At 59.7% G+C, this 26,418-nt stretch carries 18 protein-coding genes; 5 read left to right on the top strand and 13 right to left on the bottom strand.

The window, feature by feature from the left end; genetic code table 11:
- Positions 1-35: 35 nt before the first annotated feature.
- Entirely contained in the window at positions 36-1,754 is a 1,719-nt protein-coding gene (locus tag B5D61_RS01315) for an FMN-binding protein (protein WP_078811490.1), read from the top strand.
- Positions 1,755-1,835: 81 nt separating this feature from the next.
- Here the strand turns inward: B5D61_RS01315 and B5D61_RS01310 are convergent, their stop codons facing one another.
- Positions 1,836-3,425 (bottom strand): sulfatase family protein, encoded by a 1,590-nt coding sequence (locus B5D61_RS01310; protein ID WP_078811489.1) that lies wholly within the window; start codon positions 3,423-3,425, stop codon positions 1,836-1,838.
- Between the two features lie 169 nt (positions 3,426-3,594).
- On the opposite strand from B5D61_RS01310, the gene B5D61_RS01305 reads away from it, so the two are divergent.
- Complete coding sequence (locus tag B5D61_RS01305) at positions 3,595-4,860, top strand: valine--pyruvate transaminase (RefSeq protein WP_078811488.1); 1,266 nt, start codon at positions 3,595-3,597, stop codon at positions 4,858-4,860.
- Between the two features lie 39 nt (positions 4,861-4,899).
- On the opposite strand, the gene B5D61_RS01300 is transcribed toward B5D61_RS01305, so the two are convergent.
- The 5 genes from B5D61_RS01300 to mtnP form a co-directional block, all read right to left on the bottom strand.
- Positions 4,900-5,133, bottom strand: coding sequence for an FmdB family zinc ribbon protein (locus B5D61_RS01300; protein ID WP_078811487.1), 234 nt, complete (start codon positions 5,131-5,133; stop codon positions 4,900-4,902).
- A 382-nt stretch (positions 5,134-5,515) separates the two neighbouring features.
- Complete coding sequence (locus B5D61_RS01295; RefSeq protein ID WP_078811486.1) at positions 5,516-7,093, bottom strand: MFS transporter; 1,578 nt, start codon at positions 7,091-7,093, stop codon at positions 5,516-5,518.
- Between the two features lie 149 nt (positions 7,094-7,242).
- Positions 7,243-8,772, bottom strand: coding sequence for an MFS transporter (locus B5D61_RS01290; RefSeq protein ID WP_078811485.1), 1,530 nt, complete (start codon positions 8,770-8,772; stop codon positions 7,243-7,245).
- Positions 8,773-8,942: 170 nt separating this feature from the next.
- On the bottom strand, positions 8,943-9,803 hold the full coding sequence (locus B5D61_RS01285) for a D-hexose-6-phosphate mutarotase (RefSeq protein ID WP_078811484.1): 861 nt from the start codon (positions 9,801-9,803) through the stop codon (positions 8,943-8,945).
- 15 nt (positions 9,804-9,818) lie between these two features.
- Positions 9,819-10,691 carry an S-methyl-5'-thioadenosine phosphorylase gene (gene mtnP / locus B5D61_RS01280; protein WP_078811483.1) on the bottom strand — a complete coding sequence of 291 codons (873 nt, stop codon included), beginning with the start codon at positions 10,689-10,691 and terminating at the stop codon, positions 9,819-9,821.
- A gap of 84 nt (positions 10,692-10,775) precedes the next feature.
- Here mtnP and B5D61_RS01275 point away from each other — a divergent pair, with 84 nt between their 5' ends.
- Positions 10,776-11,189 (top strand): DUF2721 domain-containing protein, encoded by a 414-nt coding sequence (locus B5D61_RS01275; RefSeq protein ID WP_078811482.1) that lies wholly within the window; start codon positions 10,776-10,778, stop codon positions 11,187-11,189.
- Between the two features lie 58 nt (positions 11,190-11,247).
- Here B5D61_RS01275 and B5D61_RS01270 read toward each other — a convergent pair whose 3' ends face one another.
- Together B5D61_RS01270 and B5D61_RS01265 are read right to left on the bottom strand one after the other, a co-directional pair.
- Positions 11,248-12,600 (bottom strand): alkaline phosphatase family protein, encoded by a 1,353-nt coding sequence (locus B5D61_RS01270; protein WP_078811481.1) that lies wholly within the window; start codon positions 12,598-12,600, stop codon positions 11,248-11,250.
- A 64-nt stretch (positions 12,601-12,664) separates the two neighbouring features.
- A complete protein-coding gene (locus B5D61_RS01265; protein ID WP_078811480.1) occupies positions 12,665-13,510 on the bottom strand; it encodes an AraC family transcriptional regulator in 846 nt (281 codons plus the stop codon).
- Between the two features lie 133 nt (positions 13,511-13,643).
- On the opposite strand from B5D61_RS01265, the gene B5D61_RS01260 reads away from it, so the two are divergent.
- Both B5D61_RS01260 and B5D61_RS01255 read left to right on the top strand, forming a co-directional pair.
- Complete coding sequence (locus B5D61_RS01260; RefSeq protein ID WP_078811479.1) at positions 13,644-16,790, top strand: DUF1553 domain-containing protein; 3,147 nt, start codon at positions 13,644-13,646, stop codon at positions 16,788-16,790.
- 143 nt (positions 16,791-16,933) lie between these two features.
- A complete protein-coding gene (locus B5D61_RS01255; RefSeq protein ID WP_078811717.1) occupies positions 16,934-18,391 on the top strand; it encodes a DUF1501 domain-containing protein in 1,458 nt (485 codons plus the stop codon).
- Between the two features lie 10 nt (positions 18,392-18,401).
- Here B5D61_RS01255 and B5D61_RS01250 read toward each other — a convergent pair whose 3' ends face one another.
- The 5 genes from B5D61_RS01250 to B5D61_RS01230 all read right to left on the bottom strand — a co-directional run bounded on the left by B5D61_RS01250 (position 18,402) and on the right by B5D61_RS01230 (position 26,403).
- Positions 18,402-20,045, bottom strand: coding sequence for a phospholipase D-like domain-containing protein (locus B5D61_RS01250; RefSeq protein WP_078811478.1), 1,644 nt, complete (start codon positions 20,043-20,045; stop codon positions 18,402-18,404).
- A 652-nt stretch (positions 20,046-20,697) separates the two neighbouring features.
- On the bottom strand, positions 20,698-22,719 hold the full coding sequence (locus tag B5D61_RS01245) for an FAD-dependent oxidoreductase (protein WP_078811477.1): 2,022 nt from the start codon (positions 22,717-22,719) through the stop codon (positions 20,698-20,700).
- Between the two features lie 200 nt (positions 22,720-22,919).
- Positions 22,920-23,639 (bottom strand): zinc metallopeptidase, encoded by a 720-nt coding sequence (locus tag B5D61_RS01240; RefSeq protein ID WP_078811476.1) that lies wholly within the window; start codon positions 23,637-23,639, stop codon positions 22,920-22,922.
- 238 nt (positions 23,640-23,877) lie between these two features.
- Positions 23,878-25,458, bottom strand: coding sequence for a sulfatase family protein (locus B5D61_RS01235; protein ID WP_078811475.1), 1,581 nt, complete (start codon positions 25,456-25,458; stop codon positions 23,878-23,880).
- Positions 25,459-25,590: 132 nt separating this feature from the next.
- Positions 25,591-26,403, bottom strand: a complete 813-nt coding sequence (locus tag B5D61_RS01230) for a Kelch repeat-containing protein (protein WP_217698869.1) — start codon at positions 26,401-26,403, stop codon at positions 25,591-25,593.
- Between the last annotated feature and the right edge of the window lie 15 nt (positions 26,404-26,418).

Here is a 26,418-nt window from a genome sequence, read left to right as displayed (position 1 = left end):
GACAAAAGCCAACCTCCGCCTCAGTTTAATAGGGAATGGCAGTCTCAACGCTCCCCCCTAGCTCCCCTTCCCGCACGGTGCGGCGGGGTGGTGCGGGGCTGCGGGCGCTGCTCCTCCGCCTCTGGCGGGTGGGGCTGCTGGTCGCGGCGGTGCTGGTGCTGCGGCAGGGGGTGGCCACACGGGAGGCTCGGGAGGCGGTGGCGGCGCTGCAGCCGGAGCGCTTGCGGGATTTCTTCCCGGAGATCGTGAGCCTGGGTGAGCCGATGCCCACCAGTGGTTGGCGGGCGGCTTTGGATGGCACGCAAAAGGTGCTGGGCTATGTGGCCACCACCGCGCCGGAGTCCGATGGCATCATTGGTTACTCCGGCCCAACGAACTCACTGCTGGTGTTCTCTCCGCAGGGCGTGCTGACGGGGGTGCGGGTGCTGAAGAGCCACGATACGCCGGATCACCTGGCGGAGGTGATTGCGGACCGGGAGTTCTTTAAACAGTTCACGAATCGCAAACCGGGCGAGCCCCTGGAGAAGCCGTTGCACACGGTGACGGGGGCGACGCTGACGAGTGCGGCGATCGCGCAGGGCGTGCTGACGCGCATGGGGCAGTCTGCGGGGGCCTCGCTCCGCTTCCCAGAACCGATCACGCTGGCGGAGGTGCAGATGCTGATGCCGGAGGCGGCGGAGCTGCAGCCCTCCACGCAATACGCGGGTGGGTTTGAGGTGCTGGATGCGCAGGGAAAAAGGATCGGCCGGGTGGTGCGCACCTCACCCGTCACGGACACGATGATCGGGTATAAGGGACCGACGGATACACTCATGTTGTTAGACCCGAGCGGGCAGACTTTGAAGAAGATCGCCCTGCGCCGCAGCTACGATACGAAGCGCTATGTGGGCTACATCACGGGGGACTCGTATTTCCTGAATCTCTTCAATGACAAGTCTCTGGAGGAGCTGGCGGACCTGGACTACGAGAAGGCGAAGATCGAGGGTGTCTCAGGTGCCACCGAGACGAGCTACAGCATGGCTGAGGGGCTGAAACGGCGCGCGGCGAGTCTGCTTGAGCAGCGCCCCACCGGTTGGCTGCGCACGGTAACGTGGCGCTGGCAGGACTGGGGCCATGTGGCGGTGATCGCCTCTGCGCTGGTGATGGCCTTCACGCGTCTGCGGGGTCGCGCCTGGGTGCGGCATGGGCATCATGCGCTGCTGGTGGTGTATGCCGGGTTCATGGCGGGAGAGCTGCTGTCTCAGGGCCTGCTCACGGGCTGGGCCGCGCATGGCACACCGTGGCGCAGTGCGCCGGGTCTGCTGCTGCTGGCTGCGGTGGCCCTGCTGGGGCCGGTCTTCACCAGTAAGCACCTGTATTGCCACCACATCTGCCCGCATGGGGCGCTGCAGCAGCTCCTGGCACGGCGGCTGCGCTGGCAGTGGCGGGTGCCGCATGGGTTGGATAAGAGCCTATCTCTTTTACCTTTCTTCTTGTTAGGCCTCATCTTCCTCTCCGTAGTCATCGGCTGGGGGCTGAACCTGAATGCCCTGGAGCCCTTCGATGCCTATGTGCCGCGCGTGGCTGGCTGGGGCAGTCTGGTGCTGGCGGTGGTGGGGCTCGTAGCCGCGCTATTCACCCCACTGGCTTATTGCAAATACGGCTGCCCCACGGGGGCGGTGTTTAAACTCATCCGGTTCACCGGCGATGCCGATCGGCTCGGTCTAAAAGACTGGATCGCAGTAGGCTTGATCGCTCTGGCGGCCTTGGTGTAAAGACCATTTGTATCGTGCCAAAAAGAAACCTGCCCGATGCGGGGCAGGTTTCACATTGCTTACCAGGAGGCCACGAAGAGGTTATTCCGCCTGCGCCTTTTTCTTCTTCCCTTTCCCTTTGCCCTTCGCCGGGGCAGGTGGTTCGGGCTCGCCTTCGAAAGCCTTGTTGCCATGGGTGAAGCGCGGTGGCGGAAGGGTTTCCTTGACCTCGGTTTGTAGGCGGCTGAGTTCTGCCTTGAGTTCTTTGACCGTGTCCGCATAGGCAGGATCGTTGTAGAAGCTTTTCACCTCCAAGGGGTCGGCCTGACGATCCATTAGCTCCCAGTCATCCACGTCCGGCGTGTAGTAATGCACAAGTTTGTAGCGATCCGTGATCACGCCGTAATGAGGCCGCACGCGATGCGGCACCGGAAATTCATAGTAGTGGTAATAGAGAGACTTGCGCCATTCCGCCGGTGCTTCGCCTTTGAAGAGCGGCACCAGGGAGTGCCCTTGCATGTCGGCGGGCTGAGGCACCCCGGCGATGTCCAGGAAAGTCTGGGCCATGTCCAGCAGGGAAACGATGTGGTTATCGGTGCGGCCTGCCTTGGTCACCCCGGGCCAGCGCACCATCAGCGGTGTGCGCAGAGATTCTTCAAAGATCCAACGTTTATCAAACCAGCCGTGCTCCCCCAGGTAGAAGCCTTGGTCACTGCTGAGGATGACGACCGTGTTCTCAGACAGGCCTTCCTGATCGAGATAGTCCAGCAGCTTGGTCATGGCTTCATCGACAGACTTCACCGTGGCGAGGTAGTCATGCATGTAACGCTGATAGCGCCACTTCACCAGATCCTTACCCGTCAGATTGGCTTCGCGGTATTTTTGGTTACGCGGCTCGTAATAGGCGTTCCATTGGGCGAGCTGCTCCTCCGTCATGTTCGGCGGCGGCACAAGCTTGGCATCACGATCGGTAAAGGTGCGATCGATGCCCATGTCATGATCACTCACGGCTTTGCTACGACCGGCATAGTCGTCGAAGAGGGTGGGCGGCTCAGGATAGACGCGATCCTTATCCCAGCCCAGGTGCCGGAGTGCAGGAGCCCATTCCCGGTGCGGGGCTTTATGCTGGGTCATCAGCATGAAGGGCTTGGTTTTATCGCGATTTTTCAGCCACTCCAGAGTGATGTCGGAGATGATATCTGTGGTGTAGCCTTGATGTTTTACTTCCTTGCCGTTGTCGATCATCGGCGGGTTGTAGTAGATCCCTTGGCCGGGCAGGATGTGCCAGTAATCGTAGCCTTGAGGATCTGACATGAGATGCCATTTGCCAATGACCGCCGTGCTGTAACCGCTCTTCTGCAGCAGCTTGGGAAAGGTCTGCTGGCTGCCATCGAAAGTGCTGTTGCTGTTGTTGTAAAAGCCGTTCAGGTGGGAGTATTTGCCCGTCTGAATGACGGCACGCATCGGGCCGCAGATGGAGTTGGTGACTAGGCAGCGATCAAAACGCATGCCTTCCTTGGCCAGACGATCCAAGCCCGGGGTCTCCAACAGTTTCCGGTCATCGCCGTAAGCGGAGATGGCTTGATAGGCTAGGTCATCGCAGAAGAAAAACACGATATTCGGCGGCCCCTTGGGCGCAGCGGAGAGGGTGGTGGCCAGCAGGCCGATGCTGAGAATAAGACGTCGAATCATAGTCAGGAACTCGTGCAAACGATAAGCAGGGTCTCGAGATTGCAGTGAATTGCATTCGTGCCAGGCCTGGACATAGTGGCGGCTAGCCGTGCTAAGATCCTGGAGAGGCTTCTCGGGTCCTCCTGAGCTTGTTTCCACCACCCCTATCGCGCACGGCGCCTATTTCCCCATGTCTTCTTTTTCCACCATCGGCCAACGCCTTGCCGGGCCTTGCGGCATTCAGGAGCTCATGGATGATCTGGGGGAGGCGCTCTCCCTGTATCCAGACATGCGCATGCTGGGCGGAGGGCAGCCAGCGGCCATCCCTCAGGTGCAGGCCCTCTGGCGCCAGCGCATGCAGGCCATGCTGGAGGAAGGCAGCCTGGACCGCACGCTGCTAAACTACGATCCCCCGGCAGGGAACCCCCAGTTCCGTGAAACCTTCGCCGCCTTTCTGAAGCGCGAATGCGGCTGGGAGGTCACGTCTGAAAACATCGTGGTGATGCCCAGCAGCCAGAGCGCTTTTTTCCTGCTCTTCAATCTGCTGGCAGGAGAGACGCTTCAGGGCAAAAAGCGCATCCTTTTCCCCCTGCTGCCCGACTACATCGGCTACGCCAACCAAGCTCTGACCGAGGGGCAATTCACCGCCTGTCTCCCACGCATCAGCGAGCATGGACCGCGTGAGTTTAAGTATGAGGTGGACTTTGAGCGCCTGAAGATCACGCCCGACATCGCCGCGCTGTGCGTCTCCTGCCCCACCAATCCGACGGGCAACGTGCTCACCGAGACCGAGTTCTATCAGCTCCGGGATCTGGCCCGTCATCACGGCATCCCACTGATGATTGACAATGCCTACGGGCATCCCTTTCCGGACGTCATCCACGGCCCTTTCCGTCCGCGCTGGGAGCCGGGCATGATCTTCAGCATCAGTCTCTCCAAAGTGGGCCTACCCGGCGTGCGCACCTCCGTCGTCGTTGCAGACCCCGCCATCGTCAAAGCCCTGTCCAACATGAATGCCGTGGTCTCTCTGGCCAATGGCAATGTCGGTCAAGCCCTGGTGGGGCCGCTGCTCCGAGATGATACGATGCTGCGGCTGGGACGCGAGGTGATCCAGCCCTTTTATAAAAAGCGATCTGATTTGGCCAAAGGCATCCTCACCCAAGCCCTGGGCGACGATCTGCCCTGGGCGCTGCATGCTCAGGAGGGCGCCTTCTTCCTCTGGCTGTGGCTGAAGGATCTGCCCATCCCCGCCGCCGAGCTGTATCAGCGGCTCAAAGCGCGAAAGGTTCTGGTGATCCCCGGGCATTACTTCGCCTTCGGTCTGGATGAACCCTGGCTGCACCCTCAGCAGTGCCTGCGCCTCACCTACAGCCAGCCCACGACGGTGGTGCAGGAGGGCCTGGAGATCCTGGCCGATGAGGTGAAGAAAGCACGCGCCGAGGCCAGCTTGAGGTGAGGTAAAACACGCTTGCACCCATCCTCTGTTAAAAGGGGACTAATGACAGCCACAGCCAGTGCCGCAGGAGCCACCGCCGCCACTGCTGGGGAAGGAACTGCCCCCCGAAGAACCACCCATGAGACCGGTGCCGCCGATAGGCACACGACGCACGGGCTGGCCGCTATCAGGATGCTGGGTCAGCGGGGCGTCTTTCATGCTCTGACGCATCTCAAAACGCTTGGGCTGGTCACCTTCAAACTGGGGGATGGTTTCGTAAACGTAGGTGGGCATGAGGGGGAACGGTGGAGTGGGGTTAAGGTTCTGGGTTTTCGTTTCAGGATCAAGAAGAAACGAGCCGAGTGCGATGTTGATGGGGGTGTTCTCTAGAGTCGTCGGGGAATGTGGGCGTGTCCGGCTTGGGACTCTGGATCGTCTCCTGGCATCGATGCCGGATGACCCGCCTTGAAGATGGTGGTTGGTAGAATGCTCCTGGCAGACCTGTCAACGTTCTCTCTGGAAGCGGTTTATTCTGCATTGGGATCTGAGATGAGTGCGATCTCGTTCGCAGAACAAATCCGTCCTACGTTGGCCTCGCTCACAAGAAACAAAAACGGCGTCCCCGATGAAAGGGACGCCGTGAGAGGTCGGGAGGAGAGGGGGAAGAAGACCGGGACTAAGCGGCTTGCTCGTCAATCTTCACCACGCGGTAACCGCCGATCGCTTTGAAGTAGATCAACAGCAGCAGGTAGATGCCTGCCATGGTCATGGGGATGAAGGAGTCGGCCTTCAGAGTGGCACGGTCGCCTTTCTGGTCGGCATCCACCACGGCCTGTTGTTCAGGGGTCTTGGGGGAGGCTTCCTTGGCAGCGGCCAGCTTCTTACCATCGAGGCCGTAGGCGGCGGTGGAGTCCAGGTTCAGGAACTTGCTCGGCTCAGCGGCTTTGTATTCGGCATACAGAGCAGGGTTGGCTTTTTCAAGAGCTTCGCCAGCGAAGCGATCCTTACCATAACCGAGACCTGGGCCACCGATGAGACCGGCGGAGAGCATGCCGATGCCGCCCATGATGGACATGGCCACGGCACCTGTGTGCGGGTAACGGTCACCAATGACAGCCAGCATGGTGGGCCAGAAGAAGGTCTTACCCACGGCATAGATGCCCAGGGCCACGAGGGCCATGCCGAAGGTCTGCATGCCGCTGGCCAGATTCAGGCCCACGCAGGCGATGATGGCACAGACGAGGAGGAGGCCGATGGGGGAGAGCTTGAGCTTCGTCTCGATCCAGTGAGCGCAAAAACGCAGACCGAACATGATGGCGGAGGTCCAGATGAAGAGGTATTTACCCTGCTCGGAGGAGAAGAGGTTCCCGGTGATGTTTTGAATCCAGCCATCGGTGCCCAGCTCCACAGCGCCGACGAGGGCGTGGGTGACGAAAAGGATGAACAGCAGGATGGAGCCAAGGGAGAACTTGGTGATCAGAGCAACGACGATGAGCAGGGCACCGCCGATGCCATAACCGATGGCCTTGGCATTGTCTGGAGAGAAGGCCTTGATGATGTCACCGAAGAACAGGGCCAGCAGATAGCAGGCGACGACGGCACCCAGGATACCCACGGGCTTCAGCATCTGCACGAAGCTGGCACCTTTTTCGGCAGCCTCGGATTTCGGGAACTTCTGGCCCAGGAACATGATCGCATACAGTGCGGTCGGCACCAGGTAGAGGGCGAGCTGGAGCTTCCAGTTCAGTTGCATCTTGTCGTCCAAGATCCAGCCGGCTACCGTGCCTAGCACCATCCCTGCGGGCCAGGAGGCGTGGAGGATGTTCAGGAAGTGCGTGCGGTTGTTCGGATAGAGGGTAGCCACCAGGGGGTTGGCCACGGCTTCCAGGGTGCCGTTGGCATAGGCAAAGATGAACATGCCCCAGAAGAGGTAGCTGTAGGCATTCTCCGGCGTGCTGGCCCCGAAGGTGACGAAGGCGGAGATGATGTGGCAGATCAGGGCCAGGGCGACGAGCTTACCGTAGCCGATCTTGTCCACGATCACGCCGCCGAGGATGATGCCGAAGCAGAAGCCGGAGAAACCGGCACCGCCGATGGCTCCGAGTTGGGTGGCGGTGAAGCCAAATTCTTTCCCCCAGTTATCGAAGATACCGCCACGGATGGCGAAGCCGACGCCGGCGGCGAGGATGGCCATAAATCCGGCCCAGAGGAGCCGACTGGCGTTAGGTGCGATGCCTTCAGTTTTTGCTGACATGTGTTTGGATGCTATGAGGTTGGTGTGCGGTTATGATGAAACGGGGGGAATGAACGTGCCTGAACGTCGGGAAGAGCCCCGTCCTGGCAAAGCGGCGTTGTTTTAGGCGTAGCCTCTGTCAGGAACAAGGAAAAAAGCGCACGCAAGTATCAGTGCGCGCCGATTTCGACCGGCTTGTAGCCACCCTTCGAGCGGAAATAAATAAAGAGGCCGATGTAGCAAATCAGCATGAAGGTGGGTAGCACGGCGATGGAGGTGAAGACGCTGCGCTTACTCTCTGCCTGCACGGCTTCCAGAGTTTTCTTCTCGTCTTCGAGCAGACTCTGAATCTTAGTTTGGTCCAGCGTAGGTACCGTGCCAAAAATTCCTTCCTTCGGCTGCCCCTGCACCAACGTGTAGAGAGCAGTATGCTCCGTGACATTGAGGCGTTTATCCATGTCCATGTCCTGCTTGTAGCCGATGTAGGGGCTGCCCAGCACACCGAGGAAGAGCACCCCCACGGCAGAGACACCGTTCAGGGTCAGCGCACCGCCTTTCGGGAATTGCTCCGAGGTCAGACCCAGCGTGGTGGACCACAGGAAGGTCTTGCCCAGGGCATACACGGTGGAGGCACCGAGGATGGCCCAGCCGATGGAGTGCGACAGCATGAGCAGACCCGTGATGGCGATCATGGCACCAATGACCAGCAGGCCGATGGGCGAGAAGCGATGCACAATCGGACCCGCATAAAAGCGCAGCACCGTCATGATGGTGGAGACATAGACGAAGATCCAGGTCTCAAAGTGCGGGAAATTCGGACCGCTCAGTTTGAGCAGATCGGGCATCCAACCATCCGTGCCTAGCTCGGTGGTGGCAAGCGGCCCGATGGTGATGAGCACCACCAGGAATAACCAGTTCCCCAAAGAGCCGGTGTACAGCCCGGCCAGCACGGCGATAACCGTGCCGACGATGAGAGAAGACATCAGCGAAGCCTGATGCCCGGCCATCTGCATGACGGCGAAATAGACCAGGGAACCGATGATGAAGAAGCCAACAGCACCCACTTCCTTCAGCATGTCGCGATAGCTCACGCCTGCGGCCACACGCTCATTCACAGGGAAGGTGCGTGGCAGGATGAGCAGCGCATACAGCACCACGGGGATGAAGCAGAGGGCGAAACGGAACTGCCACACAGCCCCGAAAAAGAGCTTGGTATCCGGCAGAAGCGCACAGAACAGCGCGCCGAGGGCGAGGCCTGCGGGCCAGCCTGCGTGCAGGATGTTCAGCCACTTGGACTTGTTCTTATTGAAGAGCGTGGCCACCACCGGGTTGATGAAGGACTCCACCGTGCCATTGGCCACCGCGACGAGGAGGGTGCTCCAGTAGAAATCCTTGAAGCCGGAGGCCCGCAGCGTGAGCACCAGGGAGACCACGTGGCAGACGATAGCAAAGAGCGCGACGGTCTTGTAGCCGATGCGATCAATGATGAAGCTGAAGAAGATGATGCTCAGAGCAAAGGGCCACATGCCCGCGCCGTTGATGTCGCCCTTCTGGGATTCGGAGAGGTTAAAGCTGCTTTGCAATTCCCCGATGGTATTGGCGCGCACGCCGAAGACGAAGGAGGTGGCCACGAGGGCGATGAAGCAGGCCCAGAACAACTTCATGTCGGGCTGGGAAGAGCTAGGGGGAGCAGATTTCATGGAGTCGGGAGAGGAAAGGCGGGGCGATTACACGGAAAACGCCTCCGGACGGCAATCACTTTCTGCAAGGTCGGAAGCATTTCAGGCCTCGCTGGCGTTGGCTAGGCCAACACCGCCAGTGGATGACGTTTATAGAGCCTGCCTTCCCAGAGATCTGGCCAATGGGCATTTCACAAATGCACCACGGTGCGAATCACATGGGAGGCTCCTGGCCCGATGGTGACGGCAGAGTCCCCGGCATTCGCCGCCTCGATGCAAAGGAATTGATGGTAAGCCTCATCAGGGAGATCCGCGAGGCGCTTGGATTTTTCGATCCACGGATTCCAGACCACGGTCGTGCCGCTGCCCTCTTTCTCCACCGTAATGATGCGGCCCAACGCCGGATCTTCCACCGTTACAGCGCCAGTGCTCGCATACTGACGATCCACCTCTCGGTCAAAGGTGATGTCGCCCGTTTGGTGCCGCATCATTCGTTCGCCCACCGTGTCGAGGTAATCTGTATCGGCGAGTCCCTTGACAGTGATCTTGCTGATATCCCCGACCGTTAGGTAGGTGTGGAGGGCTTCAGTAATGACGAAGGAGGAATCACTTTTGTTAATGGTCTCCAGGCTGACTTCCAGCTTCTGCCCGAGCAAGATCGTTACCTGAGCTTCAAAACCATGGGGCCACAGTTCATGGGTTTCTGCATCGTTGCACAGGACGAACATCAGCTTCACCCCCGCTTCCGACTCATTGGCTTTTTTCAGCGTCCAGGGCCGGTTACGGGCGATGCCATGCATCGGCTTCGTGGCGTCGGACGGGTGAGCATTGAACCATGGCCAACAGATAGGGATCCCGCCACGGATGGGTTTCCCCGGTTCCAAGACGGCTTGGGGACTCAGGTAGAGGACGGGGGATTGGCCCGCCGGAGCCCACTCCATGACATGAGCCCCATTCAGAGCTACACGCGCCAAGCATGTGGTATGGTGGATCGTCAGCACCGGATACCCCGGAATGGCTTCCGTGAGTGTAATGGAGGAGGGGAGAGACATAGGCGTGGGGCTTCTTTAGATAAAACGTTCCAGCATGGGTTTCAGGTCGTGAAGGACCTGCTCGGGCCAATAGGGCTTGGCTGTCATGATCGCTCCTTCCAGCGCGTGATGTTCAGGCCAGGACGGCTCCAGCGGAATGCGCGGGATCACTCGCGCAATGACCGACTTCGCCAGCGCGACATTGGCCGCCACGTGAGACATCACCGCATCCACAGTGACGTGCTTTTCATCCGTCTTCCAGCAATCATAGTCCGTGATCATGGCCAGGGTCGCCAACGCGATCTCAGCCTCCCGAGCCAGCTTGGCCTCCGGCAGATTCGTCATGCCGATCACATCGAACCCGAGCTGACGGTTCGCATTCGATTCAGCCCGTGTGGAGAAGGCCGGGCCATCCATATTCACATAGGTGCCGCCGTTATGCACCCGAGCTTCCAGGCCTTGCAATTCCTCGTGCAGCAAACCACGCAAGCCTGCGCTGATCGGGTCCGCAAAGGCCACATGCCCCACCAGACCCCGACCAAAAAACGTATGATGTTCCCGGCGGCTGGTGCGGTCGAAAAACTGATCTGGTAGCACCACATCCCGAGGTTTGTATTCCTCCTTCAGGCTGCCCACCGCCGTCACAGCGATGATCCAGCGCACATTCAGAGAGCGAAGCGCCCAGATATTGGCTCGGTGGTTCAGCTCGGTAGGAAGAATACGGTGCCCCTTGCCATGTCGTGGAAGGAAATACACCTGCCGCCCGGCATACGTGCCACGGATCAAGGTGTCTGAAGGTGGACCGAAAGGTGTGGTCACCTCGATCTCCTCCCGGCCTTCAAAGCCTTCGAAGTCGTAGAGGCCGGAGCCGCCGATGATGCCAATTGCGGGAGGAGGTGCGTCTGCCATGCGCCACCATTGGAAGCGGGCGGAACGTTTTCGCAACCAAAGACTCCGTTTCCCCAGACAGGAACTTTGCCCTAAATTCCGCTTATGCCACTGCCCGCCTTGCCTCTTTCCACCCCTTCCCTGCTGTTCCCGGCCATCTCGCTGCTCATGCTGGCCTACACGAACCGCTTTCTGGCCCTCGCCACCATCATCCGCAATCTCCACGCCATCTGGCGGGAGAGCCATGACTGCCTGCTGGAGGCCCAGATCAGCAACCTGCGTCGCCGCATCCATCTCATTCGCAATATGCAGGCGGCGGGCGTCATCAGCCTGATCGCCTGCACCCTGAGCATGACCTTCCTTTTCTTCGACGCCCAACCCGGCGGTCAAATCTGCTTTTTCATCAGCCTCATCTTCATGATCCTCTCCCTGAGCCTAACTTTGAATGAAGTGGTGATCTCCTGCCGTGCGCTGGATGTGCAACTCAGCGACATGGAGCCAGACAGGAAGGCAGCATAAGGCTTCGACTGGTAACCTGATTTTCGTTGAGGGATCAGCCGTCGATCAGCGACAGATCTCACTTTACGTCCAAGATCTCTTCCAGTACACGGCCATCCATCGACGGCATCTCGATTTCCAACAGTCGGGCGATTGTAGGAGCGATATCCAGATTAGCCATCCGCGATAACACAGTGCCTTTTTTGATACCTTTGCCTGAGGCTATGAAGATGCCATCCAATTCAGGATCACTATTGAGATAGCCATGCGTGCCCCCGTAATCGATGCTCGGGGCGGTCACCGCTTCACCTGCTGCGGCGTTGTTAAAAGCATAGCCAGCTTTAGCATACAGAACAAGATCACCCATCCCTTGGTTTTCTGTGGGTGTAGGCATACCGAGAGAGGGCCCCTCACTGCCGTCGATGACTTTTTCAATACCCTCTGTAGAAGCAAAGAGTTCTTTGAGTTTAGGCAGCATCTCAGACTTCCTGGCAGGGTCTAGTACATAGACAAAACAGAGACCGCCCTGAGTCATTGCAGCGACGTCACACTGAGTGATAGCATTGCCAAATGCGCGAGCATAACCTGCGTTTTTCAGAACCACATTTGGATAGACAAACTTGGACACTTTTTTGAAACCGTGATCGGTAGCGATCACAAAAGTCGTTTTGTCTCTCAACCCAGATTCATCCACCGCCTGCACCAGATCGCCGACCAAACGATCTGCGTATGCCAGGGCCGTGTAACTAGCCATATTGGCCGGGCCGTAGCGATGATGGGTTCCATCCGAATTCAATGTGTGATACAATAACAAATTAGGCTGATGTGACTTGAAAATGTGACTGGCAGCTCGGGTCCACATGAGATCGTGCCAAGCCATATTTTTACGTTGAGGCCCAGGGGTCATCCATCCTACCTGCTCTTCCGTCATAATCCCTGCCGCAATCATTTCTTGTTCGATTGGACGGCTGGCATCTGGAATCTCCTCAAAGCTCCAATCAATAGTATCCGCGTTCTTGATAGCGACCCAATCCACCTCAGCGGTTGTGAGGCCCTCTTTGTGAGCAATGTCGTAGATCGTTGGGACATGGACGAGGCGGTTTTTCGGTGCCCATTGCTCAATCCTTGGCGGTTTGTTCCCCTCCTGGCGAACCAAGAGCCCGTTAAAGAGCACGCCATGCTTTTGTGGATTGACTCCGGTGACCATGGTGGTGTGATTGATCCAGGTAATAGAGGGGTTGGAGACTGTCATCGCCTCAGATTGTGCCCCTTCAGACGCCAACTTGCGTAATGTTGGGACCGGCAAAGAAGGGTCTTTCCACATCCATGCGGGAAAACCATCAATGCTGATGAGAATGATATGCTGGTCTTTGTCTGCCGCGCAAAGAACAGCCGTGAAACCCAAAGCGAAAATCAGAGAACGTAAAAACATGGTTGGAAAGGCTTCTATCTACGCAGCCTAGACGAACCCTTTTTACAAGATCCGTGCTAAACCCTTACCTCCCTCTCCGCTGATGCTGGCGTGCGCGGAACTCAGCGGGGCCGCAGCCTTGCTGGCGGGTGAACATGCGGGTGAAGTAATGGCGATTCGGAAAGCCGCATTCGACGGCGATTTGATCGATGGTTTTGTCCGTCAGCACCAAGGCCTCGCGAGCTAACCGCAGGCGTGTGGCGATGACGTAGGCGGCAGGGGTTTGTCCCGTGTGCTGGCGGAAAAGGCGGATGAAACGCTCAAGCGGCATGCCCGCACGATCCGCCAGGAAGCCATTGGAGAGCTGGGCCTGCGGGGCTTTTTGAATGAGGGTAAGCACGGCCAGCAGGGGCTCCGGTAGGGTGGGGGCAGGCGGAAGATCCAGCCCAGCAAAGACGCTGTGCAGCAGGGCCGCGCTCTGATGGTGCAGACGCTGATCCCGCGCCTCGCTGGCAGGGGCCGCATGGGTGCGCAAGGCGGCCTCGATAAGCACACGCAGGGGTTCATCCAGTGGGATCACCACCGGGCCGCGCGGTATCGGCCCGGCGAGGCGACTGACGGTGAAGTGCAGCCAGTAGTGGCAGGCCGAGACCGGGGCACAGCAGTCAAACAAGGTGTTAGGCGGGATCAGCACTCCCGCCTCTGGCGTGAGCGGGATCTGCCGCGCCTCGTGCTGGAGATGGCATCCCGGTTTGGGGTTGTAATAAAATCGCCAGAAGGGGCTATCCACACCGGGATGATTCCAGTCCTCCAGAGCCGGATGGTAGCCGCTTTCATGAATCAAAAACGCCGACCAGCCTGCGCGTTCCATGCCGGAGAGGCTGACGCCGTGGGCGGTGGTGTAGTTCAGATACTTGGGCCTGCTCAGCATGATAAATCAAGAATCCGACATGAAAAAAGTGGTTTCAAGCTCGCCTCATGCCTGAATTCTGCATGGAATGGCTCACGATCAGACACAGAATACAGACAATGTGACACGGCCTTTTCACGTAACATGAGGTGACATGATCTGCAAGAATGCCATCCCCCTGCTGCTGCTCTCGCTCACCGCTCTGCCCGGTGTGGCGGCGGAACTGGAGTTCAATCGGGATATCCGCCCCATCCTCTCGGACAAATGCTTTCACTGTCATGGCTTCGATCCCAAGACGCGCAAGGCGGGCCTGCGTCTGGATGAACGGGAAGCCGCGGTGACGGAGGGGCACATCGTGCCGGGAGATGCGGCCAAGAGCGTGATCATCGAGCGTGTGCTCACCCACGATGCCGATGAGGTGATGCCGCCACCAGAATCGAAGTTGGGTCGCCTAACCGAACGTGAAATCGCCACACTCCAGCGCTGGGTGAATGAAGGGGCGAAGTATCAAAAGCACTGGAGCTTCATCGCACCGGATCAGACCCAGATGCCACGCTGGAAGGCGGAAGCTCAGGCCGCAGGGGAGGTCACGCCGATTGATCATTTGGTGAAGACCGGCCTTAAGGCTCGTCAACGGCAACTTCAGCCCCCGGCTGATGCGGAGACGCTCATCCGCCGTGCCAGCTTTGACCTGACCGGATTGCCCCCGAGTGCTACGGAGGTGCAGGCTTTCACTGCGAAGGCCCAGCACGATGCCCAGGGTGCCTATGCGGATCTCATCTCGCGGCTCCTGGCCTCCCCGGCCTATGGTGAGCGCATGGCCGTGGATTGGCTGGATGTGGCCCGCTATGCCGATAGCTATGGCTTTCAGGTGGATCGTCCGCGTGAGGTCTGGATGTGGCGGGACTGGGTCATCCGCGCGTTCAATGACAACCTGCCGCTGGATCAATTCATCACCTGGCAGGTGGCCGGTGATCTGCTGCAGAATGCCACGGAGGATCAGGTGTTAGCCACCGCTTTCAATCGCCTGCATCAGCAGGAGAGCGAGGGCGGGTCGGTGGAGGAAGAGTATCGCATCGAATACGTAGCGGATCGTGTGCAGACCTTCGCCACGGCTTTCCTGGGCCTCACCTTCGAGTGCGCGCGCTGCCACGACCACAAGTATGACCCCATCTCGCAGAAGGAATATTACGGCCTCTCCGCCTTCCTTCAGAACATTGATGAAGCGGGTCTGTATTCCTTCTTTACTCAATCGGCACCGACGCCCGCGATGAAGATTCTGGACAAGCCTAACAAGAAGAAGAAATCGGAATTGGAAGCCAAGATCGCGAAGCTGGAAAGGGATGTGGGCACTCCTGACCGCACTGAGCTTGATACGATCCTCCAATTGCGGGCAGGATCACCGCAGTCGCGGGACAGGGTGTCCGCATCACTGGAAGGCCAGATCGCACACTTCACCTTCAACAATCTCGACGGTAATAAACTCGAGGATTCTCTGAATCCCTCTCCCCCCCAGTCCAGAGAGAATGTGGAAGACAACAAACGCGTGGTAGCTCAAACCACCCCGTCAGCAAAAGCCCCCAAAAAAGACCCGAAGGCCAAAGCGCCGGAAACCGCCGCGACTCTCAAGGGGGAAAACAAGCTGGCGCCGGGGCGCTTGGGGCAAGCCATCCTCTTCACGGGCGATGATCCGGTGGATACCCCGGTGGGAAACTTTCATCGCTATGATCCCTTCAGCCTGTCCCTCTGGATCAAGACACCGGATGTCAAAGAACGTGCGGTGGTGCTGCATCGCTCCCGAGCCTGGACGGATGCCGCAAGCCGTGGTTATGAACTGCTCATTGAAGAGGGTAAACTGAAGTGGTCCCTCATTCACTTCTGGCCAGGCGATGCCATCTCGATTCGTGCCCAGCAGACGCTGCCGCTCAATGAATGGGTGCATGTGGTGGTGACCAACGATGGCAGCAGCCGTGCGAACGGGCTGAAGATTTTCATCAACGGCCAGCAGGCCCAGGTGGAGACGATTCGGGATCATCTGACCAAGGACATTACCGGTGGCGGTGGTGATACCATCAGCCTCGGCGAACGCTTCCGCGATCGCGGTTTCAAAGGCGGTGCGGTGGATGATCTCTGGGTGTTCTCACGAGATGTTTCCCAGCCCCTTGATGCCGGTTTGAAGTCAAAGCTGGCCGACTTGAAAGAAGCACGCCGGGAGCTGACCGAACTCATGGACGGGGCTCCGGAGATCATGGTCATGCAGGAGCTGCCGCAGCCCAAGAAAGCCTATGTGCTCTTCCGGGGCGAGTATGACAAGCGCGGGGAGGAAGCGCCGCCCGTCACTCCCGCCTCGCTTTCGCCTTACCCGAAAGATGCGCCGAAGAATCGTCTCGGTCTGGCCCGCTGGTTGACCTCACCTGAGCATCCGCTGGTGGCGCGTGTCATCGTTAATCGTTTGTGGCATAGTTTGTTCGGGCGCGGTTTGGTCAAAACCAGCGAGGACTTCGGCAGCCAGGGTGAGAAGCCTCTGTATCCCGAGCTGCTGGATTATCTCGCACTGCGATTGATCGAGTCCGGTTGGGATGTCAAAGCCCTGCTGCGCGAGATCGTCAGCAGTGAGGTTTACCGCCAGCGCAGCATCGCCGATCCCGCCCTCATGGCCGATGACCCCGAGAATCAGTGGCTGGCTCGTGGCCCACGCTTCCGTCTGCCCGCTGAGATGATTCGTGACAATGCCCTGGCCGCCTCAGGACTGCTGGGGAGACAGGTCGGCGGCCCTCCTGTGAACCCCTATGAGATGACGGAGGCCTTCAAGCCCGTAGAGGTGAGCAAGGACACGAGCGTCTATCGCCGCAGTGTTTACACCACTTGGCGTCGCACCAGCCCACCTCCGGCTATGGTCGCCTTCGATGCCCCACGCCGCGCCGTGTGTAGCGCCAAACGCGAACGCACCGACAGCCCGCTCCAGGCGCTCATTTTGCTGAACGGCACCCAGTATGTGGAAGCCGCACGCGCCTTGGGCGAAAGCCTGCACCGAGAAGCTCAAGGCAAGCTGGAAACGATGATCGAGCAGGGCTTTCTCCGCTGCCTCAGCCGCAGGCCCGATGCTCGTGAGCGAGAGATCTGCACACAGCTTTATCAAGATCAACGGAAGCACTACCAAGCGCACCCTCAAGAAGCCGAGGCATTGCTCCAACACGGCAACTCCAAGCCAACTCCCGACCTGCCTCTCGCCGAATCCGCTGCCGCCACCATCCTCGCCCAAGCCCTCATGAACCACGACGCCTGCGTGGTGAAGCGGTGAATGGGCACGCCTTTAACCACGAATCTCACGAATGATCACGAATCGTCAGAGTCCATGGATCACGAACATCGCCAGCCGTTTAGCCTTCGTGTCTCTTCGTGAAATTCGTGGTCATCGCCCTTCCCCATTTTGTTCTCTCAGCCATGAAATCTGAACGCACGCTTCCAAACGGAGTCGAGGTGCCCTCGCATCACTTCATCAACCGCCGTCAGCTCCTCAATCGTTTTGGCCTGGGGCTGGGCGGCGTGGCTTTGGCAGAGATGCTGGGGCGTGAGCAGGCGCTGGGGGCGGATGCGGGGATTCTCGGGGCTCCGCATGTGCCGCCGAAGGCGAAGCGCATCATTTATCTGTTCATGTCCGGCGGGCCTTCGCACCTGGATCTGTATGATTACAAACCGCTGTTGAACAAGCGCCATGGCGAGAAGCTCCCCGACAGCGTGCGTGGTGGCCAGAGGCTCACGGGCATGTCGGGAAATCAGAGCTCCATCCCGATGGTCGGTTCGCCCTTCAAGTTCACGCAGCATGGCCAAGCGGGTGGCTGGTATAGCGAACTGCTGCCTCACACCGCCAGCGTGGCCGATGAGTTGTGCGTGGTGAAATCCATGTTTACCGAGAGCATCAACCATGGCCCTGGCGTGACGTTTTTTCAGACCGGTTCCCAGATCGCCGGACGCCCAAGCATGGGGGCGTGGTTGAGTTATGGTTTAGGCGCGCAGAATGAGAATCTACCTTCCTTCACTGTGCTCATCACGAAAGGCAAAGGCGGTCAGCCGCTGGGGGCGCATCTGTGGGGCAGCGGTTTCCTGCCGACCAAACACCAAGGCGTTCTTTTCCGCGCGGCGAAAGATCCCGTGCTGTATCTGGGCAATCCCGAGGGGATCAGCGGCGACAGTCGCCGGATGATGCTGGATCGCCTGAAGGAGCTGCATCTGCATCAGCTCGAAGGCACACCCGATGCCGAGATCAGCAGCCGCATCGATCACTACGAGATGGCCTATCGCATGCAGAGCAGCATCCCCGAAGCCACGGGGATCGAGGATGAACCGCAGCACGTGCTGGATCTCTATGGCGAGGATGTGAAGACGCCGGGCACCTTTGCCGCGAACTGCCTGCAAGCGCGTCGCCTGGCGGAGCGCGGGGTTCGTTTCATTCAACTCTATCATCAGGACTGGGACCATCATGGCGGTCTGCCGGGGAACATCCGTAAATTGGCCAAGGAGACGGATCAGGCCTCCGCAGGCCTCATCAAAGACCTCAAACAACGCGGTTTGCTGGACGACACCCTCGTGGTGTGGGGCGGTGAGTTTGGCCGAACCAATTATTGCCAAGGCAAGATCAGTGAGAACTTTGGGCGCGATCACCACCCACGCTGCTTCACGGCCTGGATGGCGGGGGGCGGAGTCGAGGCAGGCTCGATCTACGGAGAGACGGATGAATTTGGCTACAACGTCCTGAAGGACGGCGTGCACATCCATGACTTCCACGCCACGCTGCTGCATCTGCTAGGCATCGATCACGAGCGCCTGACCTACAAGTTCCAAGGCCGCCGCTATCGCCTCACAGATGTGCATGGTCATGTGGTGAAGGGGCTGTTGGCGTAAACGTCTCAGGCTACAGCAAATCCTCCCACGGCAGGTGGGTGAACAGCCAGTAGATGACGCGGCGCTTGAACGGGGTGTGCGGATCATGATGATGCACCTCTAGGCGCTTCCCGGGGAGCTGGCGGGTCCAGGTGATGCGGCCTTTTTCACAGGTGATGCGCCAGCAGTTCTCGGGTTTCAAATCCGTCTCCAGGTAAGCTTTCAGCCGCTGGGCAAAGACAGGGCTGTCGATGATGACGCCGGTCTCGGTATTGATGTATTTGGAGCGCGGGTCCATGTTGTAGGAGCCGACGAAGGAGATGTGATCATCCACCACCAGCCCCTTGGAGTGCATGCCCATGGGCGTGAGGCGGCGGGCGCGCACGTAGTCCCGGCGGGAGGGGGCGTGGGCATCCATCTCATGCAAGGAGATACCGGCCTCCAGCACATCCTTGCGACGGTTGGCGATGCCGGACATGGCGCTGAGCCCATCGATGGAGCCGAGCGAATTGGTCAGGATGCGGAAGGTCACGCCCCGGTCGGTGACTCGGTGGAAGAGCTCCAGGGTATCTTCCTGCGGAATAAGGTAGGCGGCATGCATCAACACCTCCCGCCGGGCCTCGCCCACCGCTCCCTCCACGGTGTGCCAGACTGGGGAGGACACCCGGCCCTGGCGTAGCATGCGCTCGGGGGGATCCGCCACAAATTCATAGTCCGCCCACACCATGCGGCGCTCAAAGTCACTCAACAGGCTGCGGGCCTTTTCCGCCGACAGCAGCAGGGGAAAGGGAAACTCACGGCGCCAGGCCAGGAAGCGTTTCTTGCGGTTGATCTTACGCCGCAGATCCTGGAGGTCTTCGCGATCCTCGGCGGTGAGTTTGGCCGGGTCGCCCTTACGAGTGAGGGGGGAGTCCCAATACAGGTCGAAGGACTTGGCCGCCGCCGTCACCACGGGCCCAGCGGCGATGAAGTCGAGGTCGCGCATGTTATGCCGCGGGTCCACCCCAAAGTAGGTATCCGCCAGGTTTCGCCCGCCGCCGATGACGACCTTACGATCGGCAATCAAAAGTTTGTTATGCATGCGGCTCTGCATGCGGTCGATCTCACCGATGACCGGCAGGGGATTGCCCGCAAAGATGCCGGAGAGCTTCGTCATGGGATTGAAAAAGCCGATCTGGATGTTGGGATGCGCGGCCAACACGGCGGAGCGCACCTCGCTCTGCGCCTTGAAGGTCACATCCAGTAGCAGACGCACCTTCACACCACGATCCGCCGCCGCTAGGAGACGCTCGGCAAAGGCGGTGCCGAGGGTGTCGTCCTGCCAGATGAAGTATTGGAAATCCAGGGTCTTTTGCGCCGTCTCCACCACCGCCAGACGCGCCAGGAAGGCCTCCTGCCCATCCGCCAGCAGTTCAAAACCGGAGGTGCCTTGCCGGTGCACCGTGCGCTGGTGATTGGAGGCCTCGATCGTCTTCTGCCCCTCCAGGATGGAGGCGGGCACAGGTGGCTGTGTGGCCGGGTGGCGGACACTGCCCCCCGTGCAGGCGGCCAGGCACATCATCAGCACCAGAACGAGACCGCCCCCGATCCCCCTCAACCTCGGCTGGGCGGAAGGGAAAGAACGGGCTGGAAAAGAGGGAGGCTCAGCGTCGTCATCGGGAGAGGAGCGGGGCATACGTGATTTCGGAGGTTCGTTTCCTAAGAATCGAATCTGGCAAAACGCCCGACTGTATCAAAGTGAGAACGGGTTGGGGACAAATCGCCAGTTCGGAGTCCAGGCTTCAGGCGAAATCTTGGGGCTTTCGAAGCTCTCCTGATTCCGGCTAAAGCCGGGGCTCCGAACTCGAAGAACGAGGCGCTAGAGAGGAGGGGTGGATGGCTGACGTAGGCGGTGGCCCTCAAGTGGTCCGCACACTCCGTGTGCGGGAAACCGCGTGGAAGTCCGAGTGAGCTGCCCATCGATCTCCAACTTGGCCCACCCTGGCCTGACCTAACCCGAGATCACACCGGGGCATCCCAGCCCATGACCCCCAAGGGTGCGTATGCCAGGTTGGGAGAGATCAGGAGCCTGGGCTTGGCCTGCCGAACCGGGCTTTTCGCACACGGAGTGTGCGAGCCACTTTGAGCAGCCGCTTGCGCATCCAAGGATCCATACATCCCCCTCATCCAACGATCCTTATCAGCGCATCGTTCGGAGTCCCGACTTCAGGCGTAACCTGGGGAGCTGCGAGAGGTGGAAGAATCCGGCCGAAGCCTGGGCCCCTAACTCCCCCCCCCAGAAACCGCGCCTGTGGGCCGCCATTCAACCATCCATCGTCCAGTTCCCCTCATGCGGCCGCGCCTTTCAGGAGATCAAAGACGGTGACCATGCCTAACAAATAATTCTCTGCGTCCACCACCACGGCCTTGCTCACGCCGCTGCGCATGAGGGTCTGCACCAGCTCGGGCACGGGCATGTCGGAGCGGACACAGAAGGGGGTGGTCAGGGGCAGGTCTTGCAGTTGATCCCGGCAGGTGAGGCCGTGGTTTTTCAGCCAGTCGTAGGCGATGCTGCGGCGCAGGAGGCCGATGACTTTGCCCGCGTCCGTGACGGGGTAAGTGCTGTGCGGGTGGGCCTGAAACTCAGCCACGGCGTCCTGCACGGTCTGGGTGCAGGTGAGGGAGGCGATGTTACGCGTCATGACATCCGCAGCGGTGGAGAGGCGGGTGGCTTCGGGGATGGCGTTGACGGTTTGCAGGATCTCCTCGGGCAGATGATACTGCTGCGCGGTGGAGCGGAAGAGGGAGCCGAGGGAGCCGATGCTGTTGGCCAGGGTCTTGAAGGTATCGCCATCGATGGCCACGAGTTCGCTGGGTTCCGTGGCCGTGGCATCGAAGCGCCAGATGCCATCGCCTAACAAAGCACGTTCGCCAAAGTGTTCGCCAGCACGCGCGGCTTTAACGAGCTGACCGGAGGCGTCGGTGATCTCCACGCAGCCTTTTTTCACAGCGTAGAGAGATTGGGCGGGCTCACCGGAGCGGAAAAGCGAGTCGCCCTTCTCCAGGTGCATCTCGCCCAGCGGGGAGGAGAAGCTGGGGGTGAGGAGATTGATGTCGCGGGGGAAAAAGAGCTCGAAGGTCCACTCCGCCATCACGCGCAGTTTCCTGTCCAGCCCAGGCAGCTTCATGAGGTAAACGCTGCGCCACATGAACCAGGCGAGCAGGCCGGAGAACCGCAGCCCCAGAACCATGGCCACGGCCTTGCGGTGGCCGATGGTGGCCAGCTCGCCGAGACCGGTGAATTTGAAGGGCTTGAGCGGCTTGTTTTGCAGCGCGGAGATGATGTTATGGCCAATGAGCGCACCCTGCCGCATGGCAAACTGGGCCGTCTCTGGGCAGAGGCCGCCATCGGCCTTGGGGAAGGAGGCGCAGTCTCCCGCCGCCCACACCTTGTCCAGCCCTTTGACCTGACCGGTGGCCTCGACGACCACCTTGCCCCGCTCCAGCGGGAGCTGACCTTTTTCCCCCAGGGTGACCAGGATGGGATTGGGCGCATTACCCACGGTGCAGACGACGAGGCTGGTGGGGATGGTGGTGCCGTCATTGAGCTGCACGGTGCGGGCGGTGACGGCGCGCACGCGTTTTTGAAAGATGAGCTTCACGCCCATTTTCTCCAGGCACTCCCGCGTGTAGTCCCCCAGGCGCGGCCCCAGCATGCCCAGCACGCGCTCGCCACTGTGGACGACGGTGACGCTGGGCTCGTCGGGGCGGATGTTATCATAATACCGCAGCACCCCGGCGATGAGGTCCTGGATCTGGCCTGCGGTCTCCACCCCGGAGTAGCCGCCGCCCACGACCACGAAGGAGAGCATCTCCTTCCGCTGCTGATGCTTGGTGATGAGATTCGCCTCCTCCATGCGGCTGATGATGGCGGCGCGCAGTTTCATGGCATCCCCCACGGTGCGCATGAGGTAGGCGTGCTCGGACATGCCGGGGATGCGGCTGAGGTCCACGCCTGCGCCGGGCGCCAGCATGAGGTGATCGAACGTGACGGTGACATTGGGGGTGAAGCGCCCGCCATCCAGGGTCAGCACGCGGCTTTCCAGGTCCAGCGCCGTCACCTCCCCCTTCAGCACATCCGCCGCCTCACAGATCATGCGGATGGGGTTGACCACATGCTGAGGGGAGAGCGAGCCGCCCACCACCTCCGGCAGCATGGGCTGGAAGACCATGTGGTTTTCACTGGCGATGATGCCCACCCGCAGCTTTTCCCCGCCGAGGCGTTTCAAGATCTGTTGGGCACAGTAAACGCCGGCAAAACCTCCGCCGATGATGGCAATGTCAAAATGTCGGGAAGGCGCTTCGTGCATGGCGGGTTGGGTCGGTCGCTCTCGTGGCGAACCTTTCCAGCGCAAGGGGCGGGCCAGATTTCGGGGAAAGTCAGCCCCATGGGGAAAACATGATTAACGAGGCCATGTGCCCTTCACCGCTTATAAGCCAGCGAAGATTGCACTACGGAACGGCTCGCCGCGAAAAAGGCCGTGAGAGTCTATCCGAAAGCAGCTCGTGCTTAGGTTTCCTCATCTTTTTTTGGCTCCGTAACCGTCGGGCGTAGCTTACCGCTACCGGGCAATGCGCTGAGGAAGAAATACCGTGGTGACTGAATGAGATCCCCCACCTCGCGCACGGCCATGCGGCCCAGGTAACCATTCAGGCGATCCAGTGCATCGGGGTAGCGATCCAGATGCTTTTCCAGGAAGCGGCGCAGGCGCGCATTGGCATTGTATTCCACCGCTAAGGTGCCCAGATTCAGGAGCAGGAAAATCACACAGCAAGCCACCATCAAGAGCACAGCAATGCGCGGTGGAAGCCGCAAGAAAAGCAGCCCTCCCGCTGCCACCAGGGCAAAGAACGGTCCATACCGATTCAGCCGGATCACCGTCTGTCGCCATTTCAGGTCGGAAAGAGCCGAATCCGTCTGAAGAGCATGGCCAGCCTCATGCAGCGCTACAGCCCAAGCCCCCATTGAGGTGCTACGGGCAATACGCGGGCGCAGAAACAGCTTCCTCCGGGCAGGGTCGAAGTAGTCGGTGACCACCCCGTCATACTCCACCACTTCCACATCTTGAGCCCCTTCGTAAGCCAGGAAAAGCTTGACCATCTCCGTGGCCGTATGAGCCGTCGGAGCTCGTTCTTTGAGGCCTTGGCTCTTCACCACGTCAGCTCGCCCGGCCGCCCACTGGCAGACGCCGAAGCACAATGCGAGGACCAGGATGAAGAGCGCGAGCATGCCCAACGGTGAGAGGAAAATGACGAATGTCGAACGCGGAATGCAGACGGCCTGATGATTTAAGTAAGCGAAGAATTCTTACCTGCTTGTGACGGCAGCTAAGATGAAATCCGTGTATTCATCCGCGTGCCTTCTAGCGTTCGGGACTTTGACAGCCCACAGAGTCCGGGCAGAAGCCGGGGCTCCAAACGAGCCGCCCTCCTGATCCCGCATGGGGGAACCAATGACCAAGCCCCCCTTACTTCTTCTTCCCCTTCTTCGGGGCAGGCGGGCTGGGCTTGACCATGTCCACGGGCACGTCGTTGGTCTGCTTATCGCCGGGGGTGCTGCGGCCATCGGCGATGATTTGTTTGAGCTTCATCGTCAGGTTGGCCACCACTTCGGGGTGCTCGGCTTGGAGGTTGGTCTGCTCACCGAGATCCGCTTCCAGGTCGAAGAGCTGCACGCTCGGGGCGTCCTTCGGTTCCTTGCCAGGGCGCGGCTCGCTCCAGCCGCCGCTGCCGGGGCAGAAGGCGAGTTTCCATTTCCCCTCACGGATGGCGAAGTAGCCGCCGATGCTGTGATGCACCACGCTCTGACGCAGGGCGTCGCTCTCCTGACCTAACAAAACGGGTAGAAAGCTGAAGCTATCCTCCGCCGCATTGTCGGGCAGGCGTGTGCCAGTGATCTCGGCGGTGGTGGCCATGAAGTCGGTGAGGCAGGTGAGTTGCGTCGTGGTTTGCCCCCCCTTGACCTTGGCGGGCCAGCGCACGAGGAAGGGCACGCGATGCCCGCCATCATAGATGTCGGCTTTGTGACCGCGCAGCTTGCCGCTGGGGTTGTGGCCTTTCGCCAGCAGGGCGGGATAATCGGCACTGGGGGAGCAGCCGTTGTCACTGGTCAGCACGACGACGGTGTTTTCGGCCAGTCCGTTATCGTCCAGGGCCTTCAGCACGCGCCCCACAGCGGCATCGGTTTCCATCACGAAGTCGCCATATTGATTGAGGCCGCTTTTGCCACGCCATTCAGGATTCGGTAGGATCGGCGTATGCGGGGAGGTGAAGGGCAAGTAGATGAAGAAGGGCTTGCCCGCTTTAGCGTCAGCGGCTTTTTCCGCCACATACGCAGAGGCTTTGGAGGCCAGGGTGGGCAGCACCTCGTAGCCGGTGAAACCGGGGGCGGCAGGGCCTTTGCGCGTGTAGCGCTTGGTCTCTCCCTGCACCATCTCCAGCTCACGATCTTCAGTCGGCTGGACGGTGACACGACCGTTTTCAATGAAGCAATAGGGCACCATGTCCAGAGAGGCGCTGATGCCGAAGTAATAATCGAAGCCGACGCTGTTAGGCCCGTTCTTTGCCGGTTGGGTAAAGTCCACGCTCCAGGCTTGTTCGCGGGATTCGATGGTCAGCTCAGAGACGGTCTGACCTTCCTTGATGACCCAATCCATGCCCAGGTGCCATTTGCCAATGCAGGCGGTGTTGTAGCCTTGCGCCTTCAGCAGGGAGGCCACCGTCATCCGGTCGGTGGCGATCAAGTGCGGGCTCAGCCCCCCGAGCACGCCGCTCTGCAGTTTCGTGCGCCAGTTGTAGCGGCCCGTCACGGTGCCGTAGCGCGTGGGGGTGCAGACGCTGGAGGGGGTGTGGGCATCGGTGAAGGTCACGCCTTCTTTGGCAATGCGATCCATGTTCGGCGTGGCGATCTTGCCCTCAGGATTCAGGCAGCGGACATCGCCGTAACCGAGGTCATCGCAGAGAATGAAGATGAAGTTAGGTTTATCGGCCGCATGCAGCGCAGCAGCCAGAGCGAGAAAGGTGAGCGGTTTAAAAAAGGACCGGAACATAAAAAGAAAGTGAAGCGGAGGCTTCCGCCACGAACGATCAGACCGCGAGGAAGGATCACTCAGGCAGGAGTGAGGTCAAGACTCTGTGAACAGCGGCAAGGCGCTGCTTGTTTCATGCAAATGCCGCCGTTTTTACGGTGACGCTGGGATCGGAGCCTCGAAGATCAGCCCCTGCTGGGCATCCGCCCGCGCCAATTTTACCCGGGCGGTATTGCGCTTATCTGGACCCACTAGGTTTTCGGCGATGAGAAACCGGCCCTGTCCAAGCGTGGCGATGCCTACCGAGGCATTGATTTCCCAGCGGCCTGTCATTTGAAAAGCCTCATCTGCACGCAGCAGCACCGCAGGTTTGCCATAGCACCCGAACCACCAAGCCCCCTCGGCATATTCGACCGTTTGAATGCCCATAAGCGTGTAGCCACTGGCCAGGGCATGACGCTTCACGAGCTTAAAGGAGGCGTCGTATTCATACACCTCGTTTCCATCTGCCCCAGGAGGTAGGCCGCCGACGATGTAAAAGTGGCCGTTACGGTAAGCCATGCCCCCTGCTCCATGCACCACCTCCGGCACCGGATACCGCGCCAGCTCGGCCAGGCTATCGCTATCGTAAACGAAAACCCAGGAATCGGCCGCCCCGGCGGGCTGATTGAATTTGCCCAGATTCACGGCGACATAGAGCTTTCCCTCCACATGGCAGAGATCGCCCTGATGATCTGGGGCCTGCACCTGTCTAAGGATATGTCCTTGGCGATCCGTCTTCACGATCGCGTCCGTCCATGACCAATAGATGGCGTCTTGGGCATCGGTGCAGATGCCCTGGACATGACGCTTATAAATGCCTTCACAAGTCGCGGCTTGAAACCCTGAGTCGGCCGCGAACGACCACGAAATCAACATCGAAAAAGCAACGATCAGACGAAGGGGTGGATGGGAAACGAGAGACACTGGTCATAACGTTTT

The sequence above is a fragment of the Prosthecobacter debontii genome, assembly GCF_900167535.1.
Taxonomy (GTDB): Bacteria; Verrucomicrobiota; Verrucomicrobiia; order Verrucomicrobiales; family Verrucomicrobiaceae; genus Prosthecobacter; species Prosthecobacter debontii.
Note: the sequence above shows the minus strand (reverse complement) of the source record. Positions and strands in the feature narration are given on the sequence as shown.

Excerpts from the sequence above, each read along its gene's own strand:
- B5D61_RS01315 (WP_078811490.1), top strand. The coding sequence starts at position 36 with ATGGCAGTCTCAACGCTCCCCCCTAGCTCCCCTTCCCGCACGGTGCGG.
- B5D61_RS01310 (WP_078811489.1), bottom strand. The coding sequence starts at position 3,425 with ATGATTCGACGTCTTATTCTCAGCATCGGCCTGCTGGCCACCACCCTC.
- B5D61_RS01305 (WP_078811488.1), top strand. The coding sequence starts at position 3,595 with ATGTCTTCTTTTTCCACCATCGGCCAACGCCTTGCCGGGCCTTGCGGC.
- B5D61_RS01300 (WP_078811487.1), bottom strand. The coding sequence starts at position 5,133 with ATGCCCACCTACGTTTACGAAACCATCCCCCAGTTTGAAGGTGACCAG.
- B5D61_RS01295 (WP_078811486.1), bottom strand. The coding sequence starts at position 7,093 with ATGTCAGCAAAAACTGAAGGCATCGCACCTAACGCCAGTCGGCTCCTC.
- B5D61_RS01290 (WP_078811485.1), bottom strand. The coding sequence starts at position 8,772 with ATGAAATCTGCTCCCCCTAGCTCTTCCCAGCCCGACATGAAGTTGTTC.
- B5D61_RS01285 (WP_078811484.1), bottom strand. The coding sequence starts at position 9,803 with ATGTCTCTCCCCTCCTCCATTACACTCACGGAAGCCATTCCGGGGTAT.
- mtnP (WP_078811483.1), bottom strand. The coding sequence starts at position 10,691 with ATGGCAGACGCACCTCCTCCCGCAATTGGCATCATCGGCGGCTCCGGC.
- B5D61_RS01275 (WP_078811482.1), top strand. The coding sequence starts at position 10,776 with ATGCCACTGCCCGCCTTGCCTCTTTCCACCCCTTCCCTGCTGTTCCCG.
- B5D61_RS01270 (WP_078811481.1), bottom strand. The coding sequence starts at position 12,600 with ATGTTTTTACGTTCTCTGATTTTCGCTTTGGGTTTCACGGCTGTTCTT.
- B5D61_RS01265 (WP_078811480.1), bottom strand. The coding sequence starts at position 13,510 with ATGCTGAGCAGGCCCAAGTATCTGAACTACACCACCGCCCACGGCGTC.
- B5D61_RS01260 (WP_078811479.1), top strand. The coding sequence starts at position 13,644 with ATGATCTGCAAGAATGCCATCCCCCTGCTGCTGCTCTCGCTCACCGCT.
- B5D61_RS01255 (WP_078811717.1), top strand. The coding sequence starts at position 16,934 with ATGAAATCTGAACGCACGCTTCCAAACGGAGTCGAGGTGCCCTCGCAT.
- B5D61_RS01250 (WP_078811478.1), bottom strand. The coding sequence starts at position 20,045 with ATGCCCCGCTCCTCTCCCGATGACGACGCTGAGCCTCCCTCTTTTCCA.
- B5D61_RS01245 (WP_078811477.1), bottom strand. The coding sequence starts at position 22,719 with ATGCACGAAGCGCCTTCCCGACATTTTGACATTGCCATCATCGGCGGA.
- B5D61_RS01240 (WP_078811476.1), bottom strand. The coding sequence starts at position 23,639 with ATGCTCGCGCTCTTCATCCTGGTCCTCGCATTGTGCTTCGGCGTCTGC.
- B5D61_RS01235 (WP_078811475.1), bottom strand. The coding sequence starts at position 25,458 with ATGTTCCGGTCCTTTTTTAAACCGCTCACCTTTCTCGCTCTGGCTGCT.